Genomic DNA, 24,267 nt, shown 5'->3' with positions numbered 1-24,267 from the left:
ATTTTTGAATTATAAAGTAGAAAGATATGACAGCAGAAAATTTACCTGAAGATTCACTTGGAAGCAGTCCTGAAGAAAATTTGAGGATAGAAAATGAGCTGTTGAAATTAAAAATGCAAGCAGAGTTAGGTGCAAAAACGCATGTAGTTAGTGGCGATCTTCCTCCAGAAATGGAAAACATGTTTTTGAAAAACATCATGGCTTTTCACCAGCAATCTAGCGAGCATAAATTAATAACCATATTCAGAAAACTGAAAAGTCCAGAATTTAAGCCTGCCGAGGACTTGGATGATGAGACTTTATCCAACGAATTAATTAAGCTCGAAAACCTTTTGATGAGCGAAAACATCCAGCTTAGCTACTCAAGCGAATATCCCGACCGAACAAAATATAAATTTATTACAGAAGAGTTTTTCGAACTTGAAATAGATGATGTGGAATTACCGGGCATGATGAATTTTTTTGATTATGAGGAATTTCATCCCAATCATAAAAATGATATAAATGCAAGAGCAGAATCGTTTATTACGGCTTGGTTCGATAAAAACATTACCGATGAAAGTTGGGAGCTGGCAGATAATTTTATCTTTCCTGATAAAAGAGTTGTAGAGAAAAAAGCCTTGGTTAATCAAATTCAAAACATTTTTAACTTATCTATAGAATTTGTGGATGGCAAGTTTGAGATTTTCGATATCAGCTTTGATTTGATTGACGATGAAAAGGGAATGGGTTATGCCGAGGGTTTTGCCAGTTATACTGCAGTTTTAAGTGGAGGCGAAAACCAGCCAATTCGTGGTTCGTTTAAAATCTATTTCTCATTGGAAAATGGTTGGTGGGAAATTGTTTATTTCGTTTTTCCGGGTTTTGAGTATTAATTGACCAAATAATTACGGAGCTTTATTTTTAAAAAAATGAAAGATACTTCAGATGAAATTAAAGAAATTCAACTTAAACTGTGGCTTTCAAAAGAACCACAAGAAAGGCTACGTCAAATGTTGGTCGACAATAAAGCTCTCTATGAATTTTGGAATAATGTAAAACCAGTTAAAGTAAAGCCTCAATAATTAGTAAATTTTACAACACTCTCCATATTTTTTCTATCTTTGATTTTTAATGAATTTCCTTTATCCGGGCTTTCTTTTCGCACTATTATCGGTCGCAATTCCGGTCATTATCCATTTATTCAATTTTAGGAAATTTAAAAAGGTTTATTTCTCTAATGTTCAGCTTTTAAAAGAGGTAGAACAGCAAAATTCTTCAAAGGAGAAGCTCAAAAATTTACTGATCTTATTTTCCAGAATCCTCGCCATAATATTCTTGGTGCTGGCTTTTGCACAACCATATATTCCCTTAGCCGATCAAAAAACAACTTCATTAAACAATACGGTAAGCATTTACATCGATAATTCTTACAGTATGGAGGCCATTAATAAAGATGGAAATCTACTCGATGAAGCTAAACGCCGAGCAAAGGAACTGGTAAAAGGCTTCGGAATGAATGATCGTTTTCAGCTTTTAACGAATGATTTTGAGGGAAAACATCAAAGATTATTAAATGAAGATGAGTTTTTAAAGGCATTGGATGATGTAAAAATTTCATCAGCTTCTCGAAATCTTCAGCAAATTTTAAACCGACAAGGAAATGTTTTAACTGGCTCGGCAAATAAGTACAGCTTTCTAATTTCCGATTTTCAGAAGAATATTGTTGCCAATAAAAAGGTCGAAACCAAACCCGAAATTCAATACGCTTTTCTTAAACTAAATGCTACAACGCTACCAAATGTGGCTGTAGATAGCGTTTGGGTGCTTTCGCCGAATCATCAACCAAATGCTAACGAGAAATTAGTTGTTCAGTTGAAAAACTATTCAGAAGAAGAAGCCAAAAATATCCCACTAAAATTGAGCATCAATAATCAACAGAAGGGATTGAGCTCGGTTACAATTCCTGCTGGAAAGATTAGAAGAGATACTTTAAATTTCTCTGGATTAAAAGCGGGGTGGCAAAAAGGCGTAATCAGCATTAAGGATTTTCCACTAACCTTTGATGATACACTTTCGTTTAGTTTTAAGGTTGATGAAAGCCTGCCAGTACTCACAATTAATGGTGCTGCTTCTGGAAATTACATTAAGGCCCTTTTCGCTGCCGATAACTACTACAAGTTAACCGAAAACTCTGAAACGAACATCAATTACAGCAGTTTTGCAAACTACGGATTGATTGTGTTGAATGGCTTAAAGAGTCCATCTAGTGGTTTGGCACAGCAACTAAAAACCTATTTAAAAGTGGGCGGGGCCATCGTTATCTTTCCCGATCTAGATTCCGATATTCAAACTTACAACTCATTTTTGAGTGGTTTATCCTTGCCCATTATTCAAGCCTTAAATAAAACGGAAACTAAGGTTGATCAGATTGATTTGCAGAACCCAATCTTTAAAACAGTTTTCGAGGAAATCCCTAAAAACCTTGATCTACCTATTGTTAATCGCTATTTTTCGTTCGTAGAAAATAGTTCGGCCAATAAAGAAAATATTTTATCCTTACCTGGCGGAAAACTTTTCTTCGCCAAATATGGTGTAGGCAATGGCTCGGTTTATTTATCGGCGACAGGCCTAAATGCAACAGACGGAAATTTTGCTCGTCATCCAGTTTTTGTACCTTTAATGTATCGCCTTGCGCTAAATGCTGGAAATGAAAGTGCATTATATTACAATCTTGGAAACGATAATGCGTTGGCAAGCAAGAGAATAACTTTAGGTAAAAATCAAACGTTAAAACTGAACGCTAAAAACTTTGAGGCTATTACAGAAATTCGTCAGGCTGACGGTAAAACGCTGATTTATGTTGCCGATCAAATAAAAAATGCTGGATTTTATAACCTCAATTTGGCTGATTCCTTAGTAGCCGTATATGCCTTCAATAGCGGCAGAACAGAATCTGATATGCATTATTTGAGTAAAACGGAGCTTGATAATCTTGCCGGAAAAAGCAATTTGAAAATATTTGATACCGATAAAGATGCTGTAAAATTAATTGCAGGTGCCAATAAAATCGGACAAACTTTATGGAAACTTTGTCTAATTTTGTCGCTGATTTTTATTGCAGCAGAAATTCTGCTCATTCGATTTTTTAACAACCCTAAAAAAACAATATGAATCTCCTAGTTAAAAATGTAACCATCTCCGATCCGCAAAGTAATTTTAACAAGCAACAATGCGATGTTCGGGTAGTTGATGGTAAAATTCAAAACATAGGTAAATTAACTATCGAGAAAAATGAAAGCGTTTTCGATGCTCAAGGTACTTTTCTAACACCTGGATTTTTCGATTTAAACTGCGTGGCTGGCGATCCCGGTTTCGAAACCAAGGAAGATATTCAAACTTTAACAGCCACGGCAAAAGCTGGCGGTTTTACAGGCTTAGCCTTGCTTCCACAAACCAATCCAGTTGTACAATCGAAATCTCAGGTGGAATACATCATCAACCGAGCTAAAAATAATTTGGTTGATGTTTTGCCAATTGGTGCGATCAGTCAGAATCGTGAAGCCAAAGAACTTGCCGAGTTGTTTGATATGCAACAGGCTGGAGCGGTTGCTTTTTCTGATGGCGATCGTGCTTTGCAAGATGATGGCTTTATGAGTCGTGCTTTACAATACGCCAAAGGTTTCAATGCTTTGCTGATGGTTTATCCAGAAAATAAATCCATCGCTGGCAAAGCTCAAATCAACGAAAGTAAAAATTCAGTGCTTTTAGGTATGAAAGGTTTACCTGCCTTGGCAGAAGAAATGCATATTGCCCGCGATATTTTCTTAGCAACTTATAACGAAACTAAAATTCACATCAGCAATATTTCTACGGCTGGTTCGGTTGCACTGATTCGCAAGGCAAAAAAAGATGGTGTTCAGATTTCTTGTGATGTAACTGCGCATCATTTGGTTTTTACCGAAGAACTTTTAGGCGATTTTGATAGCAATTACAAAGTAAAACCACCATTACGTAGCAAAGCTGATGTAAAAGCATTGATAGCTGGTTTAAAAGATGGAACAATCGATGCGATTACTTCGCAACACAGACCGGAGGAAATTGAATTTAAAAATGTAGAATTTGAGATCGCACATTACGGCATCATTGCATTGCAAACCGTTCTGCCATTATTGTTAAGGGCTGGTTTAGATGCGAATTTGATCACAGAGAAATTATCGATTAACCCACGTAAATTACTAAATTTAAATATTCCGGTAATAGAAGAGGGAGCTGAAGCCAACTTTACGGTTTTTAACCCTAACGAAAAATGGCTGTACAATGCAGCTAGTAATCATTCAAAATCGGCAAATAGCCCGTTATTGGGCACTGAGCTTACCGGAAAAGTAACGTTAGTTTATAATAATAGTAAGGTGGAGGGTTTAAAGGCTTAAGGAGTAGAGTTTTCCTCCCTCCACAGATTTTTAAAATTAAATTAATAAAATAGAGGATGTAAAAGTCTTGATCGATTAAGATGCTTTAAATTTAGCATGACGAATCTTTAAAAGATGATCTTATAATCCTTAAATCATATAAATCTTGATCCTATGGATAATAGAGTAAAAAAAGCGCTAGTCGCATCTTTAAATAAATATGCTGAAGTTGCGGCTATAAATGTTGAGGGTTTTGAAACGGAGCTCCTTGCTTCTTTCGAACTCGATGTTAACTTTTTAGATAAAGCAACAGCTTTCGACGAGGTTTTCGATTCCCATCCAAAATTTGAAGAACTGCGTGAAGTGTTTTTCGATTTATTGATGGTTAATTTCTTCAGCAATGATGTTCAGAAACTAGAAGAGGATTATTTGGAGGGCGATGAATGGGCAAAAATCGAAGAAGAAACCATTGATAGGGGTACAGAGTTGTTGAATCTTCTGCTTTATATTAAGGAATGTAAGGATGAAGATTTAGATCCTGAATTGGGCGATTTCTTGAAAGAATTTTTATTAGTCGAGGACGATGAATTTCAGGATGAATTTGAGATTTATGAAGAATTGATCAGCAACCAACAATTGGCAGAAAGTAGTGTAGAAGAGATTTGTGATAGCGCACCAACTTTATTCGTTAGTGAAGAAATGCGGGAATTATTCGTTCCTTTCATGGTTTTCTTCCTTGATGCGGAGGGAAGTGGAGAAACTGTGAAAGATTTAATTAAATTTAGCAGTAACAAATCGTTCGATTCTGCGACTTATATATTAATTACAACAATTAATAACTAAATTAAAACTAAAAAAATTATGGACAAAAGTGCTCAAATTTCCCAACTATCCCTTAAGTATGGTTTCATCCTTGCAGCAGTTTCGATTGTAATATCGTTAACAATGCATTTCATCAATCCCGTATTAGTTTATACAAACGTAATAGTCTCTATTGGTGTTTTTGTGCTGTTTATAGCTTTATTGGTTGTTACAGGAATAAATATTCGTAAAGAAATAGGCGGCTTTTGGACGTTTGGAGATGCTTTCAAAGCATTTTTGATTATCTCATTAATTTTGGCAATAACAGCAACGCTATACAATTTTTTGTTAATGAAATTTATAGACCCAGATCTTCCGGCTAAAGCTGCAGCAGCAATTGAAGATGCACAAAGAGCAATGATGGCTAAATTTGGATTGGGCAACGAAGAAATTGATGAGGCTATGGCAAAAGCTGGCAACATGCAAGAAAAGCTTGAGCCAAGTTTTAAAAATACTTTCACCAGTTTTGGCGTTTCTATAGCATCCTATGGTGTAATTTCACTAATATTGGCAGCTATTTTAAAGAAAAAACCACCAGTAACCTTTAACACATTTCCAACCGAGGCTTAACTATCTTTGAACAAGAAAGATGGTCAAAACTTAATCTAGCATCAAATGAGTAATAAAATCGATAATACTGAAATGAGAGAAAAGATAAGGACTGGTCTTAATTTAGCTTTCAAAAAACTAGTTGATTATAAACAAAAAAATGGTGGTGTTCTGGTGTTTTCAGAGAACGGCAAAATTGTTAAAGTAAACGCTAAAGGCATAAAATTATAATAAAGATCAAAAATTTAGAACGTGCAGGTTTTATCATTTAATTTGATGAAATTTGCACGTTTTAGTTTTTAATGGATTTGGTTGAGAAAATCTCAAATCTCAAATCTCAAATCTCAAATCTCGAAATGGATATATCAGTTGTAGTACCCTTGTTTAACGAAGATGAATCACTGCCAGAATTAACGGCATGGATAGCTAAAGTGATGAACGATAATAATTTCAGTTACGAAATTGTTTTGGTTGATGATGGAAGTACCGATAGATCGTGGGAAGTCATTGAATCATTAAAGCTCGAAAATAATAACATAAAAGGCATTAAATTTCGTAGGAATTATGGAAAATCAGCAGCCTTAAATGTTGCTTTTGAAGCTGCCCTAGGTGATGTAATTATTACAATGGATGCTGATCTGCAAGATAGTCCGGATGAAATTCCAGAGTTATTTCGCCGAATTAAAGAAGAAAAACTCGATATTATTTCAGGTTGGAAGAAAAAACGCTATGATCCGATTACTAAAACCATTCCTACTAAATTATTCAATGCGGCAACCCGCAAAATGAGTGGAATCGAATTGAACGATTTCAACTGCGGCTTAAAAGCATACCGTAACGATGTAATTAAAACCATAGAGGTTTATGGCGAAATGCATCGTTATATTCCTGTAATTGCCAAATGGGCAGGTTTTAATAAAATTGAAGAGCAGGTTGTAGAGCACAGGGCTCGTAAATACGGAACGACGAAATTTGGTTTCAGCAGATTTATAAATGGCTTCTTAGATTTACTTTCGATATTTTTTGTCGGGAAATTTGGCAAGCGTCCAATGCACTTTTTTGGCTCACTTGGCGTACTTAGTTTCTTAATCGGAACATTTATGGCCTTATGGATGATCGGTGTAAAACTATATCATATCGCTGCCGAAATCCCTTATAAAAGAGAAATTACAGATCAACCTTTATTTTACATTGCCTTGGTTGCAATTGTTGTTGGTTCTCAAATGTTCTTAACGGGTTTTGTTGCGGAATTAGTTACTCGTAATGCACCAGAAAGAAATCAATATTTAATAGAAAAAGAACTAAAATAGATGTAAAATGTAATTTGTAAAATGGACTTCCATCCTACATCTTACATTTTCCCTTTTCCATCTTCAAGACATGTTTTTCTCCATCATCATTCCGCTTTATAATCGTCCTCAAGAAATTGATGAGCTTTTATACACCTTAACTAAACAGACTTATTTACAGTTTGAGGTTTTAGTTATTGAAGATGGCTCAAAGCAAGATGCAAAGGCAATTGTAGATTCGTATGCCGGCCAGCTTGATGTTAAATACTATTTCAAGGAAAATGCAGGACAAGGTTTCGCTCGTAATTATGCTTTCGAAAGAGCCAATGGAGACTATTTTATCATTTTTGATTCTGATATTTTAGTGCCGCCAGATTATTTGGAGATCGTTAAAAACTATCTGTATGAGCATAAACTAGATGCTTATGGTGGTCCTGATGCGGCACATGATAGTTTTACACCTGTTCAAAAAGCAATTAGCTACGCCATGACTTCCCCTTTTACAACGGGTGGTATTCGAGGTAATAAAAAACATGTGGGTCAGTTTCATCCACGAAGTTTTAACATGGGTGTTTCTCGCCAGGCTTGGGAAAAAGTTGGAGGTTTTATTCTGACCAGGCTGGGAGAGGACATCGAGTACAGCATTCGCATTCACGAAGCTGGTTTTAAAATCGGATTAATTCCCGATGCCAAGGTTTATCATAAACGTAGGACAAGTTTCAGCCAGTTTTACAAACAATTGCATTTCTTTGGCCGGGCGAGGATTAATATTTATAAACACTTCCCGAAAGAGTTAAAGTTGGTACACTTTTTCCCTGCCATATTTACGATTGGCTTTATAATTACAATCCTTTGTAATATCATTTATTGGCCATTAGGAGTTGTAGGCGATTTTATAGTGCTCATGTTCTTTATGTTGATATTTTTTCACTCATGGTCTGTAAATAAAAGTTTAAAAGTTGCATTTTTGAGCATTATATCTTCATTCATCCAATTAACCGCTTACGGCTTAGGATTTATACAAGATTTATTTAAAAGAGTGGTATTCAAACAACAATGATAAATTACCTAAAAGAAAGTACGTTTGCCGTTAACGATGTAATTCAAAAGGCGTGGGGCATTACCAAGAAACATTATTTTTCTATTGCTACGCTATGTTTTTTAATGTTTATAACCGCGAGCGCATCAAGTTTAATGGCTTTCTTTATTAAGGATGTGAGTAAAGTGCTGAGTGTAATCATGGCCATTGTTTTTGTGTTTTTATATTTCACGATTAATCTTTCCCTTTTCAAATACATTTTTCACCTCATGGATGATGAGGATAATGACGTTAAAATTGTTGATACTTTGCCCACTAGGCAACAAATTATCAGGTTTTTAATAGCAACCTTATACTTTGTTGGATGTATTCTTTTTATCGGATTGATTTTATTTCCAGTCTTATATATTCTAGATCCTGTTTTGAGGTATCTGGTTAAAATTGGTTGGGTAGAGAGCTTTCAAACCACTGGGGTTGTAATTACTCAAATTGCAGTCGGCATAGCTATTCTTGCACTATTTATTACTTGGTTAAGAATTTCGTTTTTCCCTTTCTTTATTATTGACAAAAATGCAGCACCATTTGAATCCATTAAATTGAGTTTAGCCATAACAAAAGGAAACTTTACCAAAATTTTGTTGTTATTGTTGGTGCTTGGTGGTGGATACTTAATTTACTTGTTGTTCAACTTATTACATTGGCCATTTGTCGCATTTGTAGTTAATATTTTGAGCTCTTTTATTATTGTCCCATTATCAAGTGTGGCTTTAACGGTTGCCTATCGCAAAATTGCTGGTGAGTATAAGGGCGATGAACATCCAGATATTTTACATAATATCGTTTAACCCCCAATCTCCTAAAGGGGGAGTTTAAAACCCAGAATAAAGAAAATGTTTATCATCTTTAGTAAATTAAATATTAACATTGGAAAGGAGAAGCCCCTTTGGGGCTTAGGGTTATGGGATTAAAAGCGGCACTTAGTAAGCCATTCGCTGCGTTGGTTGTAAATGGCATTAACAAATGGAAAAAAAACGCCCTAAAAGCGCAGGAAGAAACTTTTAAATCGCTTATAAAATCAGCTGCGCACACCGCATTCGGTAAAGATCATCAGTTTAGTGAGATCAAAAATTACAATGATTTTAAACAGAGAGTTCCGGTACAGGATTACGAGGGATTAAAACCTTATGTAGATCGTGTAGTGGCAGGCGAAGCTGATGTACTTTGGAAAGGTAAACCACTTTATTTTGCCAAAACTTCGGGCACAACTTCAGGAGTAAAATATATTCCGCTTTCAAAGGAATCGATGCCAGAGCATATTAAAGCGGCTCGAAATGCCATTTTAACTTACATTCATGAAACGGGTAAAGCGGATTTTGTAAACGGTAAAATGATCTTTTTGCAGGGAAGCCCTGTTCTGAACGTTAAAAACGGTATTAACGTTGGGCGTCTATCTGGAATTGTGGCGCACCATGTTCCTGCTTATTTACAAAAGAACAGGTTGCCATCTTACGAAACGAATGTGATCGAAGATTGGGAACAAAAGGTCGATGCCATTGTTGATGAAACTATCAATGAGGACATGACATTGATTTCTGGTATTCCACCTTGGGTGCAAATGTATTTTGATAAACTGTCTGAAAAATCGGGAGGAAAAAAAATCAGTGAGGTCTTTAAAAACTTCACTCTGTTTATTTATGGAGGCGTAAACTTCGAGCCATATAGAGCAAAAATTGAACAAAGTATTGGCAAGAAAATCGATTCGATAGAGACTTATCCCGCATCAGAGGGATTTATCGCTTACCAAGATTCTCAGAAAGATAAGGGCTTGCTGCTGTTGGTAAATGCCGGAATATTTTATGAATTTATTCCAGCGGATGAATTTCATACTGAAAATCCAACCCGTTTATCGCTTGGCGAAATAGTGCTAGATACCAATTATGCATTGATTTTAAATACTAATGCGGGTTTGTGGGGTTATAGTATTGGCGATACGATAAAATTTGTCTCCAAAAATCCATACAAAATTGTAGTTACAGGTCGCATAAAACATTTCATATCTGCCTTTGGCGAACACGTAATTGGAGAGGAAGTTGAGCATGCCTTGCTAACGGTTGCGAACGAAGAAAAAGTAGAAATTACAGAGTTTACAGTGGCGCCACAAGTAAATCCAAAAGCGGGCGAATTACCTTATCACGAATGGTTTGTGGAGTTTTCATCAGCACCAAAAGATATGGCGGCCTTTAGTGAAAAGGTAGATCAGGTTTTGCAAAAGAAAAATATTTATTACTTTGATTTGATTGAGGGAAAAATCCTCCAGCCCTTAATTATACGTACTTTGCAAAAAGATGCCTTTGTAAATTATATGAAAAGTGAGGGGAAATTAGGCGGACAAAATAAAGTGCCGAGGTTAAGTAACGATAGGAAATTGGCTGATGGGTTGGAAGGATATATTGCGTAGGATCTGTCATTCTGAGGAACGAAGAATCCCTATGCTATTAACACTGCTCGAAAAAACTTCACTAGCATTTTTTTTTGAGGTGGGTTAATTGAAGATTGTATTTCATCGATTTCAGATTCTTCGTACCTCAGAATGACAGCGTTATTGACGGTTAATAATTGACTGATTAGCATTTTAATAAAGACGAGCTTCTCAGCATGACAAAATGAATTAATTTGATGGTTGAGTTTTCAATCATTGTGATATTATAAATAATTTGAAAAAAATCACCATATTAGGTTCTACAGGAAGCATAGGTACGCAGGCACTCGAAGTTATTCGAGATAACCCGACGATATTTAAGGTTTCCGTATTATCTGCATTAAAAAATTCAGAATTACTGATTCAACAGGCTAAAGAGTTCAAGCCAGAAGTTGTAGTAATTTGTGATGAAAGCCAGTATTTACATGTGAAAGAAGCCCTATCTTCTTTTGATATTAAGGTTCTGGCTGGCGAGGAGGCTTTATCTGAAGTTGCTACTTATCCACAAAGTGATATTGTTCTCACTGCATTAATGGGTTCAGTGGGTTTGAAACCAACCATTTCCGCTATAAAAGCAGGTAAAAATATTGCCTTAGCCAATAAGGAAACTTTAGTAGTTGCTGGTGAATATATTACACAATTAGCTGCGGCGCATCAGGTTAAAATTCTTCCGGTTGATTCAGAGCATTCGGCGATCTTCCAATGTTTGGTAGGCGAGGAGCAGAATGAAATTGAAAAAATTTATTTAACGGCATCCGGCGGACCGTTTCTTGGTAGAGATCAAGATTTCTTATCAACAGTAAAAAAAGAACAAGCCTTAAAACACCCTAATTGGGTAATGGGCGCTAAAATCACAATAGATTCAGCATCGCTGATGAATAAAGGTTTAGAGGTTATCGAAGCTAAATGGCTATTTAATCTTGATGTTGATCAGATTGATGTAATTGTTCATCCGCAATCTATAATTCATTCTCTGGTGCAGTTTACCGATGGATCTATGAAAGCGCAAATGGGCGTTCCAGATATGAAGTTGCCCATTCAGTATGCATTAAATTATCCGGATAGGCTAAAAAACAATTTTAAACGTTTTAATTTTTTGGATTACCCAAGCTTCAGCTTTCAAAAAGCAGACATGAAAACCTTTAGAAATTTAGATTTAGCATTCACATCCATAAGAAAAGGGGGAAATATGCCTTGTATATTGAATGCTGCTAATGAAATTGTGGTAGAGGCATTTTTAAAAGATAAGATTGGTTTCCTGCAAATGAGCGATGTAATTGAACAATGCATGGAAGAGATTAACTTCATCGAAAAACCGCAATTGAGCGATTATTTAGAAACTGACAAACATAGCCGTATCTTAGCGGCCGAATTAGTAACAAAAAGTAAAGTTTAACATCTAACATAAAAATTTTAGAATAGAATATGAATGGATTGATTATGGCGGGGCAGCTGCTGCTTGGATTGTCTTTATTGGTAATTTTACACGAATTAGGGCATTTCTTGGCAGCCAGGGCATTTGGTATTAAAGTAGAAAAGTTTTATTTATTTTTTGATGCTTGGGGCTTCAAGCTTTTTAGTTTCAAAAAAGGAGATGTAGAATATGGTGTGGGATGGTTACCGCTTGGCGGTTATGTAAAAATTGCCGGAATGATTGATGAAAGCATGGATACCGAGCAAATGGCTCAGCCTGCTCAGCCATGGGAATTTAGATCAAAACCTGCTTGGCAACGTTTAATTGTAATGCTTGGTGGTATTATTGTGAATGTTATTGTAGGTGTTTTAATCTTTTGGATGCTAACATTTACTTACGGAAAAAGTTATACAGTAAATGAAAAATTAACCAATGGTATTGCTGTTGGCAACATTGGTAAAGAAATTGGATTAAAAAATGGCGATAGGATCTTGGCTATTAACGGAAATAAACTGATCCGTTTTGAAGATGCCATTTCTAGTAAGGTTTTATTTGATGGCGCTCAATTAACCGTTTTAAGAGCAAATAAGACATTATACATATCAGTTCCCGATACAATTTTAAATAAACTTTCTAAAAATGATAAGGATAACTTTATCTCTCCAAGATATATAATGGAGCATATTGATAAAGTTACTGTTCCAGATCCAAAGGTAGATGAACAATCTTTTATAGGTAAAATACTCGATAATATATTTGGAAGAAAGTTCGAAAAACCTATTTATCCTGCTTATAGTGCAGGAATTAAACCTGGCGATAGCATATTATCCGTAAATGGTAAACCAATCACTTTCCTCGATCAGTTTAAAGAAGAAGTTTCTGCAAATAAAAATAAGAAAATAACGATTGAGGCCTTACGAAAGGGTAGAGCAATAAGTTTTAGTCCTATTGTTGGTAAAGATGGTACCATTGGTGTAGGCCCAAATGTTAAAGAGCCAGAATCTGCACATGTTGATTTTAGTTTTGCCCAATCGTTACCTGAAGGAGCGAGTATGGCTTGGAGCACATTTGTAGATAATGCAAAAGGTATTGGCAAAATGATTACCGGAAAATTGAGTGCCCGCAACATCAGCAGTCCAATTGGTATTGCAAAGGTTTATGGTAGCACTTTCGATTGGATTAAATTCTGGACCTTAACCGGATTAATTTCTATGGCATTGGCATTTATGAATTTACTTCCAATTCCAGGCTTAGATGGTGGTCATGTAGTTTTCCTTTTGATAGAAATGGTGCAACGCAAACCAGTAAGCGAAAAGGTATTGGAAAAGGCGCAAATTGTAGGGTTCGTGATTTTAATTTGTTTAATGGTATTTGCCTTTGGTAACGATATTTTAAAATCTTTCGGGAAGTAAAACCTAATTTATATCATTACCGCAGATGTACTGATCCGATTTATTCGATCTGTATATCTGCGGTTTTTTAATTTAAATTCAATCATGAGCGAACAAAAAAAACAGCTTAATTATTTCGAGTTTTACGATTTACCCATACAATTTAATCCAGATCAAAATGCAATTAAGGCAAAATTTTATGGCCTTAGCAAGAAATTTCACCCCGATTTTTACGCCAATGAAAGTGATGAAAAACAGCAAGAGGTTTTAGATTTATCAACGTTGAATAATAAGGCTTATCAAACGCTCAGCAATCCCAAAAAAAGATTGAGATATGTTTTAGAACTTAAAGGGATTGTAGAAACGGATGAGGGATACAAATTGCCACAATCTTTCTTGATGGAGATGATGGATGTTAATGAAGCGCTGATGGATCTGGAATTTGAGCCAGATGCAATTAAGTTAGCTGAAGTGGGTAATGATGTCGATTCTATAGAGAAACAGTTGGAAAACGAATTAAATATGCTGGTAAAGCAATTTGACGAAAATCCTGATGACTCTGAAAAGCTACTTCCAGCGATAAAAGATATTTTCTATCGTCAGAAATATATTGCTAGAATACGAGAGCGCCTACCGAAAAAGCTTTAGGATAGAGACACATCTACAATCGAAATCACTTAGTGTTTGATTCTCAGTCTTTACAAGGCTATAATTTTCCGTGTTTTCTGCGTTTCCGTGGTAAATATAATCTCTACATTGTAAAATCATTTTTTAGTTTCTGATAGCCGTTTCGTTTACCTTACTTTCGAGCAAAATCAGATTCATGAGTTCACTTTCCATTTTTCGTAAGGTTGCCGTAGCAGAAGGGATTTCCTATTTGCTTTTACTATTTATTGCGATGCCCATTAAATATATTTTTCATTATAAAGAGCTAGTTAAATATACTGGCTGGGCACATGGCTTGCTATTTGTACTTTACGCAGCCACATTAATATTGGCTTGGCAAGAGCAGAAATGGAAATTTGGGAAAGCAGTATTAATCTTCTTGGCCTCACTTTTACCCTTTATGCCCTTTGTTGTCGATCGAAAATTGAAAGATGAACGTCCAAGATAATTGATGTTCAGTGAGTTGAAATTAATTGAAAATAATTTTGTGATTTAGGGTTTCGTTACATACATTTGCAGCCCTACCCAATACAAATGCCCAGTTGGCGGAACTGGTAGACGCGTCGGTCTCAAACACCGATAGGAAACTGTGCCGGTTCGATTCCGGCACTGGGTACGAAACACGTGAGGTACATATACCTTGCGTGTTTTTTTCTTAAATTTACTTCCCGACCCTCAAACGAACTTTATCTATTTATGTTTAATTGAAAGTGGTACATCTCCTCGGTACAAATCAACTTTTAAAAAGGCCATTAATTTAAACCTCTATATTCATTGGGAGTCATCCCTGTTTTTTGTTTGAACAGTCTTGTGAAATGCTGCTGGTATTTAAACCCCAGATCGCTGGCAATTTTATTGAAGGTTTTTGAACGATCAAAAATGTAGGTTTTTGCATGGTCTATCATTTTTGTCTGGATATAATCCAGTGCGGTGCTGCCAGTTTCTTTTTTGATCAGGTCGCCAAAATAGTTAGGAGAAAGGTGCAACTGGTCTGCACAATAGGCCACACTTGGAAGACCCAGTTGTGAAGCCTTGCCAGATTGGAAATAATCGATCAACAGGTTTTCGAAGCGTACCAGAATATCCTTGTTTGCATGGTTACGGGTTATAAACTGGCGATCATAGAACCGCATACAATAGTTCAGGAACAGTTCGATATTGCTAACGATAAGTGTTTTACTATGCCTATCTATATTCTGTTTTATTTCTGCCGAAATCTTTTCTAGGGACTCAATTATCGTCTTTTTCTCCTTTTTTGAAAGGTGGAGTGCTTCGTTAACTTCATACGAAAAGAAGCTGTACTCTCCAATGGTCTTCCCGAGATGTGTCCCCTTTAATAGATCAGGATGAAATATCAGCCCATAACCGGAAGGGATCACCGCTTCGCCGTGGCTATCTATTCCATATACCTGTCCGGGCCGAACAAATACCATGGTGCCATCCTCATAATCATACGTCTGGCAGCCGTAGGTCATGTTTCCACATTTGATGTTTTTGAAGAAGATGGCATAGATATCCATATAATGCCTGTAATGTATAATGGTAGGCACTTCGTGAAAGTTCACAACACTAACAAGGGGATGTAGTGTATGTACCCCAACGTAATCATTATACTGTCGGACAGTGTCCAACCTTTTCACTTCTTCCATATCGTTGTTTTATAATTCAAATTTAGGAAAAATGAACCCTTGTTGCTCAGCCTTGGCGTCGAATCAGTAAAAGTGGTAAACAAAACAGTATTCTGTATAAAACGTAAGCCAGCCCCACTACCGATATTTGCATTATAGATTTTGGGTAAGGCAAGCGCACCCAGAACGGTACATAAAATTTAAAGTTGATAATTATGAATATAGCAGTTGAGCAAGAAGATATTTTAGATAGGTTAAAATCTGGCGAACCCATTAGGTTTAACGACCCTGAATACTACAGGATAAGTGAGGTTGTTGATAGAACGATGAAAATCTCGCAGCTGCTCAATGCTGCAACTGATATCCATTCAGTGCGCAGTATGCTTAGCGATATCATTAGCGCCAGAATTGATGAGAGCACAACCATATTCACCCCCTTTTACACCAACTTCGGAAAGTTTACCAATATAGGAAAGAACGTTTTCATCAATCATGCCTGTTCATTTCTCGATATGGGCAGTATCACCATTGAAGATGATGTACTGATCGGGCCAAGGGTTAACTTGGTAACCGAAAACCATCCATTGGATCCAGCAGATAGGCGTACCCTGATTACAAAACCCATTATTATCAAGCGAAACGCTTGGATTGGTGCTGGAGCAACTATACTACCAGGGGTTACCATTGGAGAAAATGCGGTCGTTGCAGCTGGAGCCGTTGTCTCAAGGGACGTTGCTCCAGATACAATTGTCGGAGGGGTTCCAGCAAAATTTATTAAAAACATTTAAACATGAAACCAACATGAGTATACCACTCACAAACCGAGATGAATATGCTCATGTTAGCTTCATTACCATTAAAAACAAAATTATATTCAATGAAAAAATCAATTCTTATTGCGCTAACTACAGTTCTTTCTTATGTTACCGTAAGCGCACAATCAACATCAAATTCGGTACAGATGAAAGAAATATCAGGAAAAAAATATTCTACTTTTAAGGTAAGCGATAAGGTAACCATATACGCGGTTACGTTCAAGAACCAATATCAGATGGCAGTTGCAGGGCATCTATTTATCCCCAACAACATGGACAGAAAGACAAAGAACCCCGCAATTATTGTCGGCCACCCGATGGGGGCAGTAAAGGAACAAAGTGCCGATGTATATGCTTCGAATATGGCAGACAGAGACTTTATCACTTTGGCAATCGACCTGTCTTTCTGGGGCGAAAGTGAGGGCGAACCCCGCAACGCGGTTTTGCCAGATATGTATGCTGAAGATTTTAGTGCGGCAGTAGACTTTTTGGGCACAAGGCCATTTGTAGACAGGAATAATATTGGGATTATCGGCATTTGCGGAAGTGGAAGCTTTGTGATCAGTGCGGCCAAGATCGATCCCAGGATGAAAGCCATAGCAACAGTAAGCATGTACGATATGGGTTCTGCCAGCCGCAATGCCCTGAACCATTCGCAAACCCTTGAACAACGCAAGAAAAATCAGGCAGAGGCTGCAGAACAGCGATATGTTGAATTTTCTGGTGGCGAGATCAAATATACAGGTGGAACTACCCACAAGCTAGATGAAAATACCCATCCGATACAGCGTGAATTCTATGAATTCTATCGCACCTCAAGAGGCGAATATACCCCAAAAAGCGGTTCGCCAGCAAATACCACACACCCTACACTGAGCAGTAATACAAAGTTCAACAACTTTTACCCGTTCAATGACATAGAAACCATTTCCCCCCGTCCGATGTTGTTCATTACTGGAGATAAGGCCCACTCCAGGGAATTTAGTGAAGATGCCTACAAACGTGCAGGCCAGCCAAAAGAACTGGTCATCGTTCCGAATGCAGGACACGTAGATCTTTACGACAAAACCGACCTGATCCCATTCGATAAGCTGGAAGCCTTCTTTGCTAAGCATCTGAAAGAAAAAAGATAATTATAACCTAAAATCAAAATATATGAAAACATTATCGTTGATCGCATTTACTTCAATGGTGCTCCTGAGCATTAGTAGTAGTGCGCAGATCACCAGTAAGGCAGATAATAATAAACTGAATTTTATATTTCAGAAAGGTGAAATTGGACCTGCTGAAAATTTTACAGGTAAGGCCTGGAACATCGGTCTGGTAGAAAATGATTCAGTTTATAACACAGTTGTGGGAAATGTTTATTTTGAGCCTGAAGCTATAAGCAACTGGCACATACATCCCTCGGGACAGATCCTGATCATCACAGATGGAATAGGCTACCATCAGATAAAAGGGCAGCCAAGACAGACCCTCAAAAAAGGCGACATAGTGATGTGCCCGCCAAATGTAGAACATTGGCATGGTGCAAGCCCCCAAACCGGAATGCTACAAATGTACATCTTGCCAAAGACAGAAAATGGCATGGTAACCTGGTTGCAGAAAGTAACCGTTGAAGAATACAGTAATCATAAATAAATATGAAATATCTATTAATAACCGTTATGATGCTCGTTTCCTTATCTTCAAGCATATCGAGCTGTGGCAAGGGCAATGATCTTAGGCCAACAGTAGAAAATGAGAACAATACTAATGAAAACACCAGCAATCCAACAGGAAGCAAAATGAAGATAACAGTTGGAACCGCTGTTTTTACAGCAACACTAAACGACAACCAATCGCTAATGCATTCAAGGCAATGTTGCCACTCAGTATCAAAATGGAGGATCTCAACGCGAACGAGAAATTTTATAATTTCACTAGCACCTTGCCAACCAATGCTTCTGTGGGAGGGAATATTCAAGTTGGGGATCTAATGTTGTATGGCAATAACTGTTTAGTGCTTTTTTACAAAGGCTTCAATACTTCATATAGTTACACCAGGCTTGGTAAGATTGATAATGTAAGCGGGCTTTTTGCTGCATTGGGTTCTGGAGATGTAAATATCAGGTTCGAATCACAGTAAGAATTATAAGGAATATTGAAGAATTCAGTTAAGCCAAAAAAATTGAAAACAGAAAAATAATGATAAAAACTTCGCTAATTACAATGTTAACTTTGGTTACATTCATAAGCATTGCTTATTCACAGGAAACCAAACAGCAGGTCAAATCGAAAGTAGAAGCAATTTCTCCTACAGACGAGCCCAAAGGCAAGTTAGAAAGCAAGGTCAATAACCAAAAAATAAAAGAGATAACTATTATGACACGTATGGAGAATAGCGAAGAAAAATTTAAACAGTTGTTTGGCGAAGGGATAAATGGCATAGAAGCAACTGATCCTGATTTTCAGGAAATAATGAACAGTTTCATTTTTAAAGAGGTTTATAAACAGGGCAAACTCGATAATAGGATGCGTGAGCTCACCACAATAGTTGTGCTTACAGTAAACCAAAATTTGCTCCAACTTAAATCACAGGTTGCTGTGGCACTAAATATTGGAGTAACGCCCATCGAAATAAAAGAAGCAGTTTACCAGTGCGCACCATATATCGGTTTCCCAAAAACATTGAATGCTGTAAATGAAATAAATGAGGCATTTAAAGCAAATAACATTTTGCTACCCCTTCAAAGTCAAAAGACGGTAACGAAAGAAACTCGTTTAAGTAAGGGAATTGCTGTCCAGACAGAAATATTTGGTGATCTCATACCAAAAATGAGGGCAAATGCGCCTGAAAATCAAAAACATATACAAGATTATTTATCTGGATTTTGCTTTGGCGATTTCTACACCCGTGGCGGGCTTGATTTAAAAACGAGAGAATTGTTAACACTCAGCATGGTAAGCAGTCTTGGTGGCGCCGATAGTCAGGTGAAAGCACATGTACAGGCCAATAAGAATGTTGGGAATAATAAGGCAACTTTGATTGGCGTGATTACTCAGTGTTTACCATATATGGGGTTTCCAAGAACACTTAATGCACTGGCTTATGTAAATGAAATTTTTATCGAAAATTAATATACAATAAAATTTAACGCAATGGCAAAACACGAAGAAGTACAAGATGGAATTATTTTCCCAATAGGCGAAAAAAATGATGCATACGCTCAATACTTTATTGGACAGAGTTATTATAATGCTTTAGTCGCAGACCCTAACATAAGCGTGGCCGTAGGTAATGTTTCCTTTGAACCAGGCTGTAGAAATAACTGGCATCGGCATAATGGTGGATTTCAAATTTTGATGGTAACCGGTGGTGAGGGATGGTACCAGGAATTTGGAAAGTCTGCGCAAGCCCTGAAAGTTGGAGATGTGATCGTAATTAATGATGGTGTCAAACACTGGCATGGTGCCGCAAAAGATAGCTGGTTTGAGCACATTGTAATCACGGCAGGGACGCCTGAGTGGTTGGAACCTGTAGATGATGATCATTACAATCAGATTTAAATTCCTTGTGTTTGTCATTATTACCTTCCTCCAAACCACAACAACTGCGGTTTGGAGGTTCCATTCAGACGCTCTTTTGCTCAGGAAGTATCACTGGTGCTTAATACAAATTAGACAAGCAATTATAGCTTTTGCGTTATACATTTTGCCTAACTATACAAAATTATTTCCGCACGTAATAATCAACATATTAATTTATTTAATTGGTAGTGAGGTGATTAAAGTTAATTAATAAACGAGTTCTACTTCAGTACATTCGTGGGGTACTTCCCCTTTTTACGAAAGTAAAGAGGGTTTTTTTATTTAAAGCCGCTACATTTATCCTTGCAAGAGGTTCTTGTTAGTTCTATTTCTAATTAGGATAAGTTTTTCTGTAAACCACGAGATTCTGTTTACAATGCCCAATTAAATTTTAGCAAGATCAGTTCTTAGCTGGAGATTATTTCTAAACTTCAATCTCAAGCTTGTATCCTTTACCGCGTATAACAACAATATTTATGTTCGGGTCAAACTCCAATTTTTTTCTGAGCTTTGATATGAACATATCCAAACTGCGCCCCACAATAATACCTTCATCTTCCCATATCTCTTTTTGCAGTCGGCTTCTCTCTATAGTTTCATTGGGAGACAGTGCGAAAATGAGCAATAAACGGCTTTCAGTCCCAGTGAGGTCTATTGTTTTTCCATCTATTATAAGCTTACGATTCTTTGAATCAAACAAAGCTGAACCCAAATTAAACATTTCATTATCCAGAATAGCAGGCAAAGTTCTTTGTGGCTTAACCGATCTCAAAAATATAAAGCCAACGAATGCTAAAAATGGCAAGCTAGCTAAAACGTATCTATTCTTCGTTGTGTTTATGGCTGTCGGCTTGAATTTAATGTCGATCATGTAAGATGCTATGGGTTGCTTTCTTCCTTTACATGCTATAATATCATCTTTTTTGTTTTCAGATATTGCGTATCCATAAGCTACGCTAGCATCGCTGCTGTTCAGTACATTAACAATATAATCACCTGCGAGTGGGTCTTTGGCCAACAAACGTCGCGTAGTATTCACCAGAGAATCGGGTTGAAAAGTGAAATCATGCTCAAACTTGATCCGGTATTGATTATCGGCAATCTTTTGTACTGGAAGTACACGTGATATACTGTCGCCCGACTGTAAGAGTGTTTCATGTCCGATTTGGCGTAACAAAACTTCTTTTTTGGCGAAATCAAAATCGTCACTACCCTCCATGCTAAAAGCCACGCAGACTACAGATACAAAGGAGAGTAAAATTAATGCAAATAGGTATTTGTGTTTTCCAGTGCGGATCTTTCGACTAAGATGCATAATGTCAAGTTTTTATTTACAAAGTTTACATTTTTTTTTACAATCCAAATCAATCAAGCCAAAAAATATCAAAGTAATTTTGCTAAATCAATTCTGATAGGATCAATCAATAAAAATTATGAAATACATACACGTACATGCTTTGTTTTTAATGTTTGTTTTTCTCACTTCATGTGGACAAAACCAAACGAACGCACCAAAAGATAACATCAAGTCCGAAATTAAAGACATAGGACCTAATATGATGGTTCGTAATGTAAAAAGAGGAAGAAATGGAACCATTTTGATTGCTGGCCCTAACAACTCATCATTTGGCGATGTTTTTCGATACAATGGAAAATCTTTTACTAATCTTACAAGTCAAATAGGCTCTCACCGCTTTTGGGATGTCATGGAAGATCGACGAGGAAATATTTGGTTTACTTCTACAGATTCGGGCGTTTATTATTACAACGGGAAATCCATTCAACATTTCACAACCACAGAGGGACTTGCCAATAATCGAGTGATGTCTGTTTATGAAGATAAGGCTGGCATTATTTGGTTCGGCACCGGAGATGGAATAAGTCGTTACGATGGCAAATCTTTTCGAAATTTTACCTCTCCGAACGCCCCGCTTTTTTATAAGAAAGGGCATTTGAATAATGATATTAATATAATCATCGAAGATAAAAAAGGAAAATTGTGGGTTGGTACAAGGGGCGACGCCTTTGTTTATGACGGTAAAAAATTTACCACTTTAACCCATAAAGGCGAACCCTTTCTCGACGTTTGGGGTATAATGGAAGATAGCAAAGGCAATATTTGGCTCAGCGGTTTCAATGGCTTTAAAGTAAGCCAAACCGGTGGCCTTTGGCGTTATGATGGCAGTACTTTCACTAAAGCATCGGAGAGAGGTGCTTATGCTATAATCCAAGATAAAAAGGGAAACATCTGGACTACCGGCTCAGTAAATCCTGCAAATCCGGGTGTCCAAGCACTTTCGCGTTATGATGCAAAGTTCCTGTATAGCAAGAGGCCCACCGTAACAGAAATTAAGTCAGGAAAGGCTTTTTTGGGGCTGTTGGAAGCTAAAGATGGAAGTATTTGGTTTGGAGATGCGACAGGAGTGTATCGTTATAATGAAAATACAATCACTGACTTTTATAATAAAGAAGGTCAGAAAAAATATATTATTGATACGAAGCAGAGTGTTGTAATGTGGAAAGGTTCTATGCTACTTGGTACATGGGAAGGTTCTATGTTAGTTAGTGATGGATCCAGTAGCGGGAACGTAAATATATCGAAAGGGGAATTGTTGATCGAAAAAAGTCATCTAGTGGGCGGTGCAGTTGAAGTCGACATGAATACAATTGAACAAAAATTTGATGATCAACCTCTACACAATAAATTACCTGAATTTTTTGATACCAAAAAATTCCCTGTTTCTACATTCGCAATTACTAAAGTTGAAACAGGGAATGGTGAAAATATAAAAGTTGCTGGGAACCTGACCATTGAAGGTAGCACGAAAGCAGTTACTTTTCCAGCTAAAATGTATTTTAAGGACGGAATGGACGGAACTGTCGTGATAAATGGTACGCTGATTATTAATCGAACAGATTGGGGTATCGATTATAGATCAGAAAAGCTCTTTGATAAGTCTGGTGATGTAACCATTTCAGACGATGTTAAACTCTTTATGAAAATCGTAGCAAAAAAATAAGAATCTATAAAAATATGCTAACCTCAAGGTTATTGTATTTCGGTATAATAATTTGAGGTAGATTTTTATTGGAAATAAGGTCAGTTTCCGAATAAGTTGGTTTGAATTTAGTGGGTATGGAGTAAAATAAATAGGGATCCTCAACAGGATCCCTATTTATTTTACTCCATGATCTTGTTTTGACAATCAATTACTGCATAGATTACCCACTAAATTTATTAATTATTTTCATTGGCGATCTCAGCAAACCCAAATTTAGGTTTAGTCAGTTCTACTACATTATGTTTAGCTCCCCGCTAAAGTATATGACCTATGAAAACTCAAATCGTTTTTATTAAAAATTCCAAACTAACATAATCAAAATCAACAATAAGTTTAATTTGTACATAAAGCAAATGATTGTCAATGGTATTTCTGTGCGCCAGATTTTATAGCACGTGAATTAAATAATCAGATTCGAATCAAAACGAAATATAATCAATCAACGTAAAAAACACGCTATAACCGTGATTAATAAAAATTTTAATTTGAAAAACATGAAAATTATATTATCCCTTGCAGTACTCCTCATTGGCAACTTTGCTCAGGTACAAAATACACCGACACGAATTTTGGTACTTGGATTGGATGGTTTTAGTTCTGAAGGATTTAGAAAAGCTAAACATCTAAATTTAGATAGAATGATCGCAGATGGTGCGTTATCGCTAACAACTAGGCCGGTAATGCCATCAGTAACTTTACCAAATTGGACTAGCCATTTACGGGTTCTGGACCTGAAGAGCATGGAATTACTAATAATGCGTGGACCATTGAAAAACATGATCTTCCTGGAGTTGAAAATGATCAAGATGGTTATTATCCATCTATATTCAAGGTATTAAAGGATCAAATCAAAAACGTAAAAATAGGTTATTACTATAATTGGAAAGAATTGATTTATCCTATAAATAAAAAATATATAGATGAAGTATTCTTTGAAGAGAATGATTCTTACAAAGGCAACTATGCAAAAGCCTATGATTTTATTATTCAAAATAAGAAAGCTTTCAAAACCTTTCTCAGGATACATCATGTGGGCAATATAATAGGTGGAGTAATTATATTCCTCCATTCATCATCTATAGTTAAAATAGCTCTTATGCACATAATCACTTG

The 24,267-nt window shown here is 36.6% G+C and carries 25 protein-coding genes and 1 tRNA gene; 24 read left to right on the top strand and 2 right to left on the bottom strand.

Annotated features, from left to right (window positions below):
• Positions 1 to 26 precede the first annotated feature (26 nt).
• The 16 genes from EZ449_RS11555 to EZ449_RS11490 all read left to right on the top strand — a co-directional run bounded on the left by EZ449_RS11555 (position 27) and on the right by EZ449_RS11490 (position 14,695).
• Positions 27 to 875: a hypothetical protein gene (locus EZ449_RS11555; RefSeq protein ID WP_131558843.1), complete on the top strand. Its 849-nt coding sequence runs from the start codon at positions 27 to 29 to the stop codon at positions 873 to 875.
• Between the two features lie 36 nt (positions 876 to 911).
• Positions 912 to 1,064 (top strand): hypothetical protein, encoded by a 153-nt coding sequence (locus EZ449_RS22660; protein ID WP_165499743.1) that lies wholly within the window; start codon positions 912 to 914, stop codon positions 1,062 to 1,064.
• A 49-nt stretch (positions 1,065 to 1,113) separates the two neighbouring features.
• Entirely contained in the window at positions 1,114 to 3,153 is a 2,040-nt protein-coding gene (locus tag EZ449_RS11550) for a BatA domain-containing protein (protein ID WP_131558841.1), read from the top strand.
• Entirely contained in the window at positions 3,150 to 4,412 is a 1,263-nt protein-coding gene (locus tag EZ449_RS11545; protein WP_131558838.1) for a dihydroorotase, read from the top strand. The genes EZ449_RS11550 and EZ449_RS11545 overlap by 4 nt, the downstream gene beginning before the upstream one ends.
• A gap of 153 nt (positions 4,413 to 4,565) precedes the next feature.
• Complete coding sequence (locus EZ449_RS11540) at positions 4,566 to 5,234, top strand: hypothetical protein (RefSeq protein ID WP_131558836.1); 669 nt, start codon at positions 4,566 to 4,568, stop codon at positions 5,232 to 5,234.
• A gap of 18 nt (positions 5,235 to 5,252) precedes the next feature.
• Positions 5,253 to 5,822, top strand: coding sequence for a DUF4199 domain-containing protein (locus EZ449_RS11535; protein WP_131558834.1), 570 nt, complete (start codon positions 5,253 to 5,255; stop codon positions 5,820 to 5,822).
• 45 nt (positions 5,823 to 5,867) lie between these two features.
• Positions 5,868 to 6,032, top strand: a complete 165-nt coding sequence (locus EZ449_RS22655) for a hypothetical protein (RefSeq protein WP_165499740.1) — start codon at positions 5,868 to 5,870, stop codon at positions 6,030 to 6,032.
• A 125-nt stretch (positions 6,033 to 6,157) separates the two neighbouring features.
• Positions 6,158 to 7,111 (top strand): glycosyltransferase family 2 protein, encoded by a 954-nt coding sequence (locus EZ449_RS11530; RefSeq protein ID WP_131558832.1) that lies wholly within the window; start codon positions 6,158 to 6,160, stop codon positions 7,109 to 7,111.
• Positions 7,112 to 7,181: 70 nt separating this feature from the next.
• Positions 7,182 to 8,150 carry a glycosyltransferase gene (locus EZ449_RS11525; RefSeq protein ID WP_131558830.1) on the top strand — a complete coding sequence of 323 codons (969 nt, stop codon included), beginning with the start codon at positions 7,182 to 7,184 and terminating at the stop codon, positions 8,148 to 8,150.
• A complete protein-coding gene (locus EZ449_RS11520; protein ID WP_131558828.1) occupies positions 8,147 to 8,974 on the top strand; it encodes a hypothetical protein in 828 nt (275 codons plus the stop codon). Before EZ449_RS11525 ends, EZ449_RS11520 begins: the two co-directional genes overlap by 4 nt.
• Before the next feature lie 113 nt (positions 8,975 to 9,087).
• Positions 9,088 to 10,587, top strand: coding sequence for a GH3 auxin-responsive promoter family protein (locus EZ449_RS11515; RefSeq protein ID WP_131558826.1), 1,500 nt, complete (start codon positions 9,088 to 9,090; stop codon positions 10,585 to 10,587).
• 256 nt (positions 10,588 to 10,843) lie between these two features.
• Positions 10,844 to 12,004, top strand: a complete 1,161-nt coding sequence (locus EZ449_RS11510) for a 1-deoxy-D-xylulose-5-phosphate reductoisomerase (protein ID WP_131558824.1) — start codon at positions 10,844 to 10,846, stop codon at positions 12,002 to 12,004.
• A gap of 29 nt (positions 12,005 to 12,033) precedes the next feature.
• The gene (rseP, locus tag EZ449_RS11505; protein WP_131558822.1) at positions 12,034 to 13,434 is read left to right on the top strand and encodes an RIP metalloprotease RseP; all 1,401 of its coding nucleotides are present in this window, start codon (positions 12,034 to 12,036) and stop codon (positions 13,432 to 13,434) included.
• 84 nt (positions 13,435 to 13,518) lie between these two features.
• On the top strand, positions 13,519 to 14,061 hold the full coding sequence (gene hscB, locus EZ449_RS11500) for a Fe-S protein assembly co-chaperone HscB (RefSeq protein ID WP_131558820.1): 543 nt from the start codon (positions 13,519 to 13,521) through the stop codon (positions 14,059 to 14,061).
• Between the two features lie 175 nt (positions 14,062 to 14,236).
• Positions 14,237 to 14,527 carry a DUF3817 domain-containing protein gene (locus EZ449_RS11495; protein ID WP_131558818.1) on the top strand — a complete coding sequence of 97 codons (291 nt, stop codon included), beginning with the start codon at positions 14,237 to 14,239 and terminating at the stop codon, positions 14,525 to 14,527.
• 88 nt (positions 14,528 to 14,615) lie between these two features.
• Positions 14,616 to 14,695: transfer RNA gene (locus EZ449_RS11490), tRNA-Leu, on the top strand.
• A gap of 136 nt (positions 14,696 to 14,831) precedes the next feature.
• On the opposite strand, the gene EZ449_RS11485 is transcribed toward EZ449_RS11490, so the two are convergent.
• A complete protein-coding gene (locus tag EZ449_RS11485) occupies positions 14,832 to 15,599 on the bottom strand; it encodes a helix-turn-helix domain-containing protein (protein WP_317130432.1) in 768 nt (255 codons plus the stop codon).
• Between the two features lie 323 nt (positions 15,600 to 15,922).
• Here EZ449_RS11485 and EZ449_RS11480 point away from each other — a divergent pair, with 323 nt between their 5' ends.
• The 6 genes from EZ449_RS11480 (at position 15,923) to EZ449_RS11455 (ending at position 20,071) form a co-directional block, all read left to right on the top strand.
• Positions 15,923 to 16,495 (top strand): DapH/DapD/GlmU-related protein, encoded by a 573-nt coding sequence (locus EZ449_RS11480; protein ID WP_131558813.1) that lies wholly within the window; start codon positions 15,923 to 15,925, stop codon positions 16,493 to 16,495.
• A gap of 89 nt (positions 16,496 to 16,584) precedes the next feature.
• Positions 16,585 to 17,655 (top strand): alpha/beta hydrolase, encoded by a 1,071-nt coding sequence (locus EZ449_RS11475; RefSeq protein WP_131558811.1) that lies wholly within the window; start codon positions 16,585 to 16,587, stop codon positions 17,653 to 17,655.
• 22 nt (positions 17,656 to 17,677) lie between these two features.
• Positions 17,678 to 18,163, top strand: coding sequence for a cupin domain-containing protein (locus EZ449_RS11470; protein WP_131558809.1), 486 nt, complete (start codon positions 17,678 to 17,680; stop codon positions 18,161 to 18,163).
• Positions 18,164 to 18,404: 241 nt separating this feature from the next.
• Positions 18,405 to 18,650: a cyclophilin-like fold protein gene (locus tag EZ449_RS23065; RefSeq protein WP_262711126.1), complete on the top strand. Its 246-nt coding sequence runs from the start codon at positions 18,405 to 18,407 to the stop codon at positions 18,648 to 18,650.
• Between the two features lie 59 nt (positions 18,651 to 18,709).
• Positions 18,710 to 19,642, top strand: a complete 933-nt coding sequence (locus EZ449_RS11460) for a carboxymuconolactone decarboxylase family protein (RefSeq protein WP_205942994.1) — start codon at positions 18,710 to 18,712, stop codon at positions 19,640 to 19,642.
• Between the two features lie 21 nt (positions 19,643 to 19,663).
• On the top strand, positions 19,664 to 20,071 hold the full coding sequence (locus EZ449_RS11455; protein WP_131558807.1) for a cupin domain-containing protein: 408 nt from the start codon (positions 19,664 to 19,666) through the stop codon (positions 20,069 to 20,071).
• A gap of 445 nt (positions 20,072 to 20,516) precedes the next feature.
• Here EZ449_RS11455 and EZ449_RS11450 read toward each other — a convergent pair whose 3' ends face one another.
• The gene (locus EZ449_RS11450) at positions 20,517 to 21,407 is read right to left on the bottom strand and encodes a winged helix-turn-helix domain-containing protein (RefSeq protein WP_131558805.1); all 891 of its coding nucleotides are present in this window, start codon (positions 21,405 to 21,407) and stop codon (positions 20,517 to 20,519) included.
• Positions 21,408 to 21,525: 118 nt separating this feature from the next.
• Here EZ449_RS11450 and EZ449_RS11445 point away from each other — a divergent pair, with 118 nt between their 5' ends.
• Together EZ449_RS11445 and EZ449_RS11440 are read left to right on the top strand one after the other, a co-directional pair.
• Positions 21,526 to 23,112 carry a two-component regulator propeller domain-containing protein gene (locus tag EZ449_RS11445; RefSeq protein WP_131558803.1) on the top strand — a complete coding sequence of 529 codons (1,587 nt, stop codon included), beginning with the start codon at positions 21,526 to 21,528 and terminating at the stop codon, positions 23,110 to 23,112.
• Positions 23,113 to 23,648: 536 nt separating this feature from the next.
• The gene (locus tag EZ449_RS11440; RefSeq protein ID WP_131558801.1) at positions 23,649 to 23,993 is read left to right on the top strand and encodes an alkaline phosphatase family protein; all 345 of its coding nucleotides are present in this window, start codon (positions 23,649 to 23,651) and stop codon (positions 23,991 to 23,993) included.
• Positions 23,994 to 24,267 lie beyond the last annotated feature (274 nt).

It is taken from the genome of Pedobacter frigidisoli (assembly GCF_004331675.1).
GTDB classification, from domain to species: Bacteria; Bacteroidota; Bacteroidia; order Sphingobacteriales; family Sphingobacteriaceae; genus Pedobacter; species Pedobacter frigidisoli.
Note: the sequence above shows the minus strand (reverse complement) of the source record. Positions and strands in the feature narration are given on the sequence as shown.

What these genes read in the sequence shown, in the direction of transcription:
- EZ449_RS11455 (WP_131558807.1), top strand. Translation starts at nt 19,664, where the DNA reads ATGGCAAAACACGAAGAAGTACAAGATGGAATTATTTTCCCAATAGGC.
- EZ449_RS11555 (WP_131558843.1), top strand. Translation starts at nt 27, where the DNA reads ATGACAGCAGAAAATTTACCTGAAGATTCACTTGGAAGCAGTCCTGAA.
- EZ449_RS11475 (WP_131558811.1), top strand. Translation starts at nt 16,585, where the DNA reads ATGAAAAAATCAATTCTTATTGCGCTAACTACAGTTCTTTCTTATGTT.
- EZ449_RS11515 (WP_131558826.1), top strand. Translation starts at nt 9,088, where the DNA reads ATGGGATTAAAAGCGGCACTTAGTAAGCCATTCGCTGCGTTGGTTGTA.
- EZ449_RS11445 (WP_131558803.1), top strand. Translation starts at nt 21,526, where the DNA reads ATGAAATACATACACGTACATGCTTTGTTTTTAATGTTTGTTTTTCTC.
- EZ449_RS11540 (WP_131558836.1), top strand. Translation starts at nt 4,566, where the DNA reads ATGGATAATAGAGTAAAAAAAGCGCTAGTCGCATCTTTAAATAAATAT.
- hscB (WP_131558820.1), top strand. Translation starts at nt 13,519, where the DNA reads ATGAGCGAACAAAAAAAACAGCTTAATTATTTCGAGTTTTACGATTTA.
- EZ449_RS11480 (WP_131558813.1), top strand. Translation starts at nt 15,923, where the DNA reads ATGAATATAGCAGTTGAGCAAGAAGATATTTTAGATAGGTTAAAATCT.
- EZ449_RS11550 (WP_131558841.1), top strand. Translation starts at nt 1,114, where the DNA reads ATGAATTTCCTTTATCCGGGCTTTCTTTTCGCACTATTATCGGTCGCA.
- EZ449_RS11520 (WP_131558828.1), top strand. Translation starts at nt 8,147, where the DNA reads ATGATAAATTACCTAAAAGAAAGTACGTTTGCCGTTAACGATGTAATT.
- EZ449_RS22660 (WP_165499743.1), top strand. Translation starts at nt 912, where the DNA reads ATGAAAGATACTTCAGATGAAATTAAAGAAATTCAACTTAAACTGTGG.
- EZ449_RS11450 (WP_131558805.1), bottom strand. Translation starts at nt 21,407, where the DNA reads ATGCATCTTAGTCGAAAGATCCGCACTGGAAAACACAAATACCTATTT.
- EZ449_RS11440 (WP_131558801.1), top strand. Translation starts at nt 23,649, where the DNA reads ATGAAAATTATATTATCCCTTGCAGTACTCCTCATTGGCAACTTTGCT.
- EZ449_RS23065 (WP_262711126.1), top strand. Translation starts at nt 18,405, where the DNA reads ATGGAGGATCTCAACGCGAACGAGAAATTTTATAATTTCACTAGCACC.
- EZ449_RS11470 (WP_131558809.1), top strand. Translation starts at nt 17,678, where the DNA reads ATGAAAACATTATCGTTGATCGCATTTACTTCAATGGTGCTCCTGAGC.
- EZ449_RS11530 (WP_131558832.1), top strand. Translation starts at nt 6,158, where the DNA reads ATGGATATATCAGTTGTAGTACCCTTGTTTAACGAAGATGAATCACTG.
- EZ449_RS22655 (WP_165499740.1), top strand. Translation starts at nt 5,868, where the DNA reads ATGAGTAATAAAATCGATAATACTGAAATGAGAGAAAAGATAAGGACT.
- EZ449_RS11525 (WP_131558830.1), top strand. Translation starts at nt 7,182, where the DNA reads ATGTTTTTCTCCATCATCATTCCGCTTTATAATCGTCCTCAAGAAATT.
- EZ449_RS11485 (WP_317130432.1), bottom strand. Translation starts at nt 15,599, where the DNA reads ATGGATATCTATGCCATCTTCTTCAAAAACATCAAATGTGGAAACATG.
- rseP (WP_131558822.1), top strand. Translation starts at nt 12,034, where the DNA reads ATGAATGGATTGATTATGGCGGGGCAGCTGCTGCTTGGATTGTCTTTA.
- EZ449_RS11495 (WP_131558818.1), top strand. Translation starts at nt 14,237, where the DNA reads ATGAGTTCACTTTCCATTTTTCGTAAGGTTGCCGTAGCAGAAGGGATT.
- EZ449_RS11460 (WP_205942994.1), top strand. Translation starts at nt 18,710, where the DNA reads ATGATAAAAACTTCGCTAATTACAATGTTAACTTTGGTTACATTCATA.
- EZ449_RS11535 (WP_131558834.1), top strand. Translation starts at nt 5,253, where the DNA reads ATGGACAAAAGTGCTCAAATTTCCCAACTATCCCTTAAGTATGGTTTC.
- EZ449_RS11545 (WP_131558838.1), top strand. Translation starts at nt 3,150, where the DNA reads ATGAATCTCCTAGTTAAAAATGTAACCATCTCCGATCCGCAAAGTAAT.